Genomic DNA, 6,791 nt, shown 5'->3' on the forward strand with positions numbered 1-6,791 from the left:
CTCATGCTCAGTTCGTCGAGTCCGAGCCCGACGAGCAGTTCCGTGAGATCGGGATCGCCCGCCATCTCCCCGCACATCCCGACCCACGCGTCGTTCGCGCCGGCGGCTTCGGCGGTCCGGGCGATCGCGCGCACGACCGCCGGGTGCAGCGGGTCGTGCAGGTCGGCGACGCCCTCGTCGTCGCGCGCGGCGGCCATGACGTACTGGGCCAGGTCGTTGGTGCCGATGCTGAGGAAATCACAGCGCGCCGCGAGCTCCTCGGCCATGAGGACCGCGCTCGGCGTCTCGATCATCACGCCGAGTTCGGGGACGGCGTGGTCGATTCTCTCGCGCTCCAGGTCGGCGGTGACCCGCTCGACGGCGTCGAGCGCCGCGTCGAGCTCCTCGACGGTCGCGACCAGCGGGAACATCACCGAGAGACGGCCCTCGCCTGCGGCGGCCCGAAGCAGTGCGCGGAGCTGTGTCTCGAACAACTCTCCATCGATCCCGAGCGACCGGCGGATCCCCCGCACGCCGAGAAACGGGTTGTCGCTTTCGGGCTGGTCGAGATAGGGGATCGGCTTGTCGCCGCCGACGTCGAGGGTGCGAACGACGACCCGGCCGTCGGGAAAGGTCGACAGCGCCTCGCGGTAGGTCTCGTACTGTTCGTCCTCGTCGGGCGGCGATTCCCGATCGAGAAAGAGGAACTCGGTACGAAAGAGCCCGATCCCGTCGGCGCCCTGCTCGCACGCGCCCGAGAGCTCCGCGAGCGTGCCGACGTTCGCCGCGACCTCGATCGGGCGCCCATCGGCGGTCTCGACCGGCTCGTCGATGACCGGGACTTCGTGGGTCGTCGCGGCACGCTCTTTGGTCGCCTCGTCGGGATCGACGATCACCTCGCCGGCCTCGCCGTCGACGACGAGTTCGGCGCCTTCCTCGATCTCCAGGAGATCGTCGCCGAGGCCGACGACCGCGGGTAGTCCGAGCGATCGCGCGAAGATCGCGGCGTGGGAGGTTCGCCCCCCGAGCGCGGTCGCAAAGCCCGCGACCCGCTCGGGGTCGAGCCGTGCGGTGTCGCTCGGCGTGAGGCGTTCGGCCACCAGGATCGATCCTTCGGGGAGCGTGGCGAGGTCCGTTTTCTCGCCGCCCGTGAGGATCGCGAGCAATCGGTCCCGGACGTCCCGCAGGTCGTCGGCGCGTTCTGCCGTCCGGCCGTCCATCCCTTCGAACTGCTCGATGGGGTCCGCGAAGGCCTCGCGGACGGCATGGCCCGCTGGGAGGCCGCCGTCGATGGCGTCCTCGACGCCCGATTCGATCGACGGGTCGGTGAGGAACTGGATCTGCGCGCCGAACACCTCGGCTTCCTCCTCGCCGATGCGGTCGCGGGCGCGCTCGCGCTCGCTTTCGAGGTCGGCTTCCGCCGTGGCACGGGCGTCCTCGAAGCGCTTGCGCTCGGCGTCGGGGTCGACGTTCTCGGGTGGTTCACCGAGCTCGATCCCCTCGGCGTGACGGACCGCACGACCGACGCCCGAGCGTGGCGTGACCCCGACGCCCGAAAGCGTTCTCACTGTCCTTCTTCACCCCCTTCTGGCGTCGAGAGGACGGTTTCGAGCGCGTCGAGTGCGGCTTCGGCGTCCTCGCCCTCGGCGCTTAGTCTGACTTCGTCGCCGTGTTTCGCGCCGAGGCTCGTCACCGCGATCATGCTGCTCGCGGAGACCCCCTCGCCGTTGACGGGACCGACGGTGATCTCGGCGTCGTACTCGTTTGCGGTCTCGACGAACGTCGCGGCCGGCCGCGCGTGCAGGCCGGCCTCGGGAACGATCTCGACGACTCGTTCCATCAGGCGACCGCCTCCTTCAGCGTTTCTCTGACGTCTTCGGGCGACTCTGCGGCGTGAAGCGACTCGCGCACGTCCTCGTGCATGAGCGCGCGTGAAAGCGAACTGAGCATGTTCAGGTGGTCCTCACTTCCCCCTTCGGGAACCAGCAGCATGAAGATCAGCGTTGCGGGCTTATCGTCCATCGCGTCGAAATCGACGCCCCGCTCCGAGCGGGCGAACACGACCGTCGGCTGAGTCACGGCGTTGGTCTGGGCGTGGGGGATGCCGATACCCAACCCTACTCCGGTGGTCGTCTCCTCCTCGCGGGCCAAAAGCGCCGCGAGGGCGGCCTCGCGGTCCTCGACTCGATCGGCCTCGACGGCCATGTCGAGCAGATGCTCGATGCAGGCCTCCTTTTCGGCTGGTGGTTCTGCTAGCGTTACGAGTTCGGTCGGCAGCAGCGTGTCGATGTCCTGTGGGTCCATTGATCTATCAGTCTGCACTCTGTGGTTCGTCCGCGATTCGGTCCTCGAAGTCGGGTTTGATCAGCGTCGCGATCGTCGCCGTGACGAGCGTCCCGAGCGCGATACAGCCGACGAACAGCAGCGCGCTGTTCGACAGGAAGATCACGAAGATGCCGCCGTGGGGCGCGGGCATCGTTACGCTGAGCGCCATGGCGGCCGCCCCCGCTGTGGCGCTGCCGGCGACGGCGCTGGGAATCACGCGAAGCGGGTCCGCGGCCGCATACGGGATCGCACCCTCGGTGATGAACGAGAGGCCGAGGGGCACCGCGGCCTTCGCGTTCTCGTACATCTCGGCGGCGTACTTCTCGGGCGCGATGAAGTTCGACAGCGCAAGCCCCAGCGGCGGGACCATGCCCGCGATCATCACGGCGGCCATCGGCGCGTAGATCTGGTCGGCGACGAGCACGGTCCCGAAGACGTACGCGACCTTGTTGATCGGGCCGCCCATGTCAGCGGCCATCATCGCGCCGATGATCGCCCCGAGCAACAGCGCGTTGCTCCCCTCAAGTCCCGAGAGAAAGCCCGTCAGCGCACTGTCGACGAGCGCGATCGGAACGCCCAGTCCGACGATCACGACCGGCGCGAGTACGAGCGTCGTGACGACCGGGATGATCAACACCGGCATCATCGGCTCGATCATCCCCGGGACGTTCCGTCGTTTCAGCCAGCGCGCGACGTAGCCCGCGAGCAGCCCGGCGACGATCGCACCGAGAAAGCCCGCGACCGCACCCTCGGCGTCGAACCCGACGAGCTCGCCGGCGGCCGCGATCAGCGGCTCCTGCTGGACGGCATACGACAGGATGAATCCCGGCGCGAGCCCGGGCCGGTCCGCGATCGCGTACGCGATATACCCCCCCAGGATGGGGATCATGATCGTCAGTCCGAGATTTCCGATCTGCGCGAAGTACCATCCGAGCGTGCCGGTCTGTTCGAACACGTTCTCCGTGTCCCCGATCGCGAAGCCGATCGCGAGGAAGATCCCCCCGATCGTCACGAACGGGATCATGAACGAGACGCCGGTCATGAGGTCCTCCTTGACCGAGGTCAGGTGCGCGCGCATCCTGTCTTCGGTCGTGTCTTTCGTCGCCATGTTATCTGTCACGATAGTTGCTGTAACTGCACGAAAACGCTTTCGATTGTGATTGTTTCTGATTGAAATAGAAGATATTATTTTCGTTCGAACACGGTTACCGACGCTCGACCGCGACCGTATCGCGGGTCGTGTCGATGTTCGCGAGCGACGGCACGCTGGTTCCGGGAAGCGCAACGACCCGCGAGGAGACGGCGATCCCCGTTCCGAGCGCCGCACGTTCGCCCTCGCCGCGATCGAGCGCCGAGAGCACGCCCGAGAGCATCGCGTCGCCCGCGCCGACCGTGTCGACGACCTCGACGTCGAGCGCCGGAGCGTACAGCGCGCGCTCGTCGCTCACCAGCACCGCCCCGTCAGCCCCAAGCGAAGCGACGACCCGCTCGAATCCCCTCTTTCGGAGGACGTGGGCGGCTTCGATGGCGTTTTCGACGGAATCGACGGTCGTTCCCGTCGCCGCCGCGAGCTCCTTACGGTTGGGCTTGCAGAGCACGTACTCGCCCGAGAGCTCGCCCAGTACGTCGCCGTTGAGGTCGATCGCCGTTTCCCACTCGCCGGCGGCCGCGATCCGGTCCACCGTCGCCGTGTCGATCCCCGGCGGGAGGCTCCCGGCGATCACGACCGTGTTCGGATCGCGCTCGCGGAGCCGGGAAACGAGCGCGTCGACCGCCCCTTCGTCGACTGTCGGCCCCGTCTGGTTGATCTTGTACTCCGCGTCGGGGGTCAGCAGCGTCGTGTTCAGCCGGGTCGTCCCGTCGATGGCGACGAACTCGGCGGGAAGCTCCGCAGTTTCGAGTTGGGTTTCGAGGTACTCACCGACGAAGCCACCGAGAAACCCCGTCGCGAGGGTGTCGGTGTCGAGCGAAGCGAGATACTTCGAGACGTTGATCCCCTTCCCGCCGGCGTCGTAGCGCGTCCGGTCGGTTCTCGTCACCGTGCCCGCGGTCGGCTCGTCCGTGAGCGAGACGGTGTAATCGACCGCGGGGTTGGGCGTGACCGTGACGATCATGCCGCCACCTCGATGACCGAGACCCCGGCGCTCTCACACGCGTCGCGGATCCCCCCTGGCGGCGTTCCGTTCGTGACGAGTCGGTCGATCTCGTCCAGATCCGCAAAGCGTACGAAGCTCCGCTCGCCGAACTTCGTCGCGTCGGTGACCGCAATCACGCGCGTCGCGCGTTCGACCATGAGCGACTTCATCCGGGCTTCGTCCTCGTCGGGCGTCATCAGCCCCTGCGAATCGAGCCCGTTCGTCCCCAGAAACAGGAGGTCGAAGTTGACCCGGTCCATGAAGGACTCGGCGCTCGGACCGACCAGCGCCCGCGAGCTGTGTCTAAGCGAGCCCCCGGTGAGTTTCACCTCACAGTCGGTTCCATCGAGTTCGAGTGCGATCACCGGCGAGTTCGTCACCGTCACCACCGACTCGGGGACTCGTTTCGCCACCTCGATCGTGGTCGTGCCCGAATCGAAGAAGACGACCTGTCCCGCCTGGATCTCTCCTGCCGCACGCTCGGCGATCGCGACCTTCGCGTCGAGCTGCTGGACCTCCCGCTGGCTGTAGGGCTGTTCGCGCCCCACGGTCGTCGCGGGGAGGGCCCCGCCGTGGGAGCGTTCGATCAGCGACTCGTTTTCGAGCTCTCTGAGGTCGCGCCGAACCGTCGCCTTCGAGAAGTCGAGTTCGTCCGCGAGTTCGGCCACCGAACAGCCGTCGTGTTCGGTGACGAGCGCCACGATCGTCCGTTTTCGCTGTTCGGGGAGCATCGGCCGTACCGCGTGCTTGGATGTGCACGCTTGTAACCGTTCGTGTTCGATCGTGAACGACCTGCGGGCACTCGGCGGCTGCGCTCGCCGTGGGCTTTCGTCCTTCCCGAAACCAACTGAAGACGTGATCGGTTTCTCGCTTGACCCGGCCTTCCCGTAACCCTCGAAGGACTCGGTGCCGAGGAGTCATGGACAGTCGATCCCGATCACGTCGTGGAGGTGCGCTCGCCGAAGAAGAAGCGATCCATGACGCGGTCGACGTAACCGCCGACGATCTCGGCGGCCAACGGGTGTGATTACAGCCGTTCGACGACCGTGCTCGTGACGTCCTCGGTGCTCGCATTGCCGCCGAGGTCGGCGGTTCGCGGACCCTCGTCGAGCACGCTCGTCACTGCCTCCTCGACGCGGGCGCTCTCCTCGGCGTAGCCCAGATGGTCGAGCAACATCGCCGCGCTCAGGATCGCCGCCGTGGGGTTCGCGACCCCCTCGCCCGCGATGTCCGGGGCGGTGCCGTGGACCGGCTCGAACAGCGCGTTTTCTGTACCTATGTTCGCACTCGGCAGCAGCCCGAGCCCGCCGACCAGCCCCGCCGCGAGATCGGACAGCACGTCGCCCGCGAGGTTCGGACAGACGACGACTCCGAACTGCTCGGAGTCGAGACAGATATGGGTCGCGAACGCGTCCATCAACACTTCGTCGGCGTCGACGCCGCGCTCGTCGGCGACCTTCAGGACGGTTTCACGAAACCGCCCGTCCGTCTCGCGCATGACGTTTGCCTTGTGCGCGACCGTGAATCCCTCGTGCTCGCTATCCTCGACGTACTCGCAGGCGAATCCCGCGAGCCGCTCGGACGCGGAACTCGTCACCACGCGGGTCAGCGTCGAGAGGTCCTCGCTCAGCCTGTTCTCGTGGCCCGAGTAGACGCCTTCGGTGTTCTCGCGCAGGAAGACCACGTCGGTCTCGGGGCGCAGCGCGTCGACGCCGGGGTACGCGCGGGCGGGCCGGACGTTGACGAACGAGCCGACCGCCTCCCGAAGCGGGAGGATGACGTCCGCGGCCGTCTCGCCTGCGGCCCCGAACAGCGTCGCGTCCGCCGAGGCGGCCAGTTCGTAGGTCTCCTCGGGCAGGGCCTCGCCGGTCTCCTCCTTCACCGCGTCGCCGGCCTCTGCCTCGATGAACTCGAAATCGCCTACTGTCTCGAGGACTTCAAGGGCTGCCGGCGTCACCTCCTTGCCGATCCCGTCGCCGGGGATGACGGCGATCTCCTCAGTCATCGCTCTCCATGTACGGCAGGGAGCCGGCGGTCTCGCGCACGGCGTTCGCGTTTGCCTTCATCAACGCCGTGGTGTCCCAGACGCCCTCGACGAGCGCCTTGTGTTGGGCGTCGGCGACGTCGGCGTTGACGGCCGTCTCCTCGTCGCCGCTGCCGTAGGTGACGAGCTCGCGCTCGACGTCGATTGCGATCGGCTCGTCAGGATTTTCCTCGACGTACGCCTGTAGCACGCCGATCTCCTCGGGACTCGCGGTCACGGTCGGAATGCCGAGCGCGAGGCAGTTGCCCGCGAAGATGGACGCGAACGACTCGCCGACGATGGCGTCGATCCCCCAGCGCTGGAGCGCC

General features: G+C 67.3%; 8 protein-coding genes. All 8 read right to left on the reverse strand.

The features are described 5' to 3' along the window. A partial coding sequence (ptsP, locus tag EAO80_RS17270; RefSeq protein WP_122091083.1) for a phosphoenolpyruvate--protein phosphotransferase occupies positions 1-1,547 on the reverse strand: 1,547 nt, incomplete at its 3' end. Beyond that, a complete protein-coding gene (gene ptsH1 / locus EAO80_RS17275) occupies positions 1,544-1,819 on the reverse strand; it encodes a phosphocarrier protein HPr (RefSeq protein WP_122091084.1) in 276 nt (91 codons plus the stop codon). The genes ptsP and ptsH1, both read right to left, overlap by 4 nt. Continuing rightward, positions 1,819-2,283: a PTS sugar transporter subunit IIA gene (locus tag EAO80_RS17280; RefSeq protein WP_122091085.1), complete on the reverse strand. Its 465-nt coding sequence runs from the start codon at positions 2,281-2,283 to the stop codon at positions 1,819-1,821. Before EAO80_RS17280 ends, ptsH1 begins: the two co-directional genes overlap by 1 nt. Before the next feature lie 7 nt (positions 2,284-2,290). Further along, positions 2,291-3,412, reverse strand: a complete 1,122-nt coding sequence (locus EAO80_RS17285) for a PTS fructose transporter subunit IIC (RefSeq protein WP_122091086.1) — start codon at positions 3,410-3,412, stop codon at positions 2,291-2,293. Positions 3,413-3,509: 97 nt separating this feature from the next. Continuing rightward, positions 3,510-4,418 (reverse strand): 1-phosphofructokinase, encoded by a 909-nt coding sequence (gene pfkB, locus EAO80_RS17290; RefSeq protein WP_122091087.1) that lies wholly within the window; start codon positions 4,416-4,418, stop codon positions 3,510-3,512. Further along, on the reverse strand, positions 4,415-5,170 hold the full coding sequence (gene glpR / locus EAO80_RS17295; protein ID WP_122091088.1) for an HTH-type transcriptional regulator GlpR: 756 nt from the start codon (positions 5,168-5,170) through the stop codon (positions 4,415-4,417). Before glpR ends, pfkB begins: the two co-directional genes overlap by 4 nt. Positions 5,171-5,466: 296 nt before the next feature. Then, positions 5,467-6,444: an isocitrate/isopropylmalate dehydrogenase family protein gene (locus EAO80_RS17300; protein ID WP_122091089.1), complete on the reverse strand. Its 978-nt coding sequence runs from the start codon at positions 6,442-6,444 to the stop codon at positions 5,467-5,469. Beyond that, positions 6,437-6,791, reverse strand: a 355-nt coding sequence (locus EAO80_RS17305) for a 3-isopropylmalate dehydratase small subunit 2 (RefSeq protein WP_368280564.1), incomplete at its 5' end; no start/stop codon positions are given. The genes EAO80_RS17300 and EAO80_RS17305, both read right to left, overlap by 8 nt.

Source organism: Halalkalicoccus subterraneus, from assembly GCF_003697815.1.
GTDB classification, from domain to species: domain Archaea; phylum Halobacteriota; class Halobacteria; order Halobacteriales; family Halalkalicoccaceae; genus Halalkalicoccus; species Halalkalicoccus subterraneus.

Excerpts from the sequence above, each read along its gene's own strand:
- EAO80_RS17280 (WP_122091085.1), bottom strand. The coding sequence starts at position 2,283 with ATGGACCCACAGGACATCGACACGCTGCTGCCGACCGAACTCGTAACG.
- pfkB (WP_122091087.1), bottom strand. The coding sequence starts at position 4,418 with ATGATCGTCACGGTCACGCCCAACCCCGCGGTCGATTACACCGTCTCG.
- ptsH1 (WP_122091084.1), bottom strand. The coding sequence starts at position 1,819 with ATGGAACGAGTCGTCGAGATCGTTCCCGAGGCCGGCCTGCACGCGCGG.
- EAO80_RS17285 (WP_122091086.1), bottom strand. The coding sequence starts at position 3,412 with ATGGCGACGAAAGACACGACCGAAGACAGGATGCGCGCGCACCTGACC.
- glpR (WP_122091088.1), bottom strand. The coding sequence starts at position 5,170 with ATGCTCCCCGAACAGCGAAAACGGACGATCGTGGCGCTCGTCACCGAA.
- EAO80_RS17300 (WP_122091089.1), bottom strand. The coding sequence starts at position 6,444 with ATGACTGAGGAGATCGCCGTCATCCCCGGCGACGGGATCGGCAAGGAG.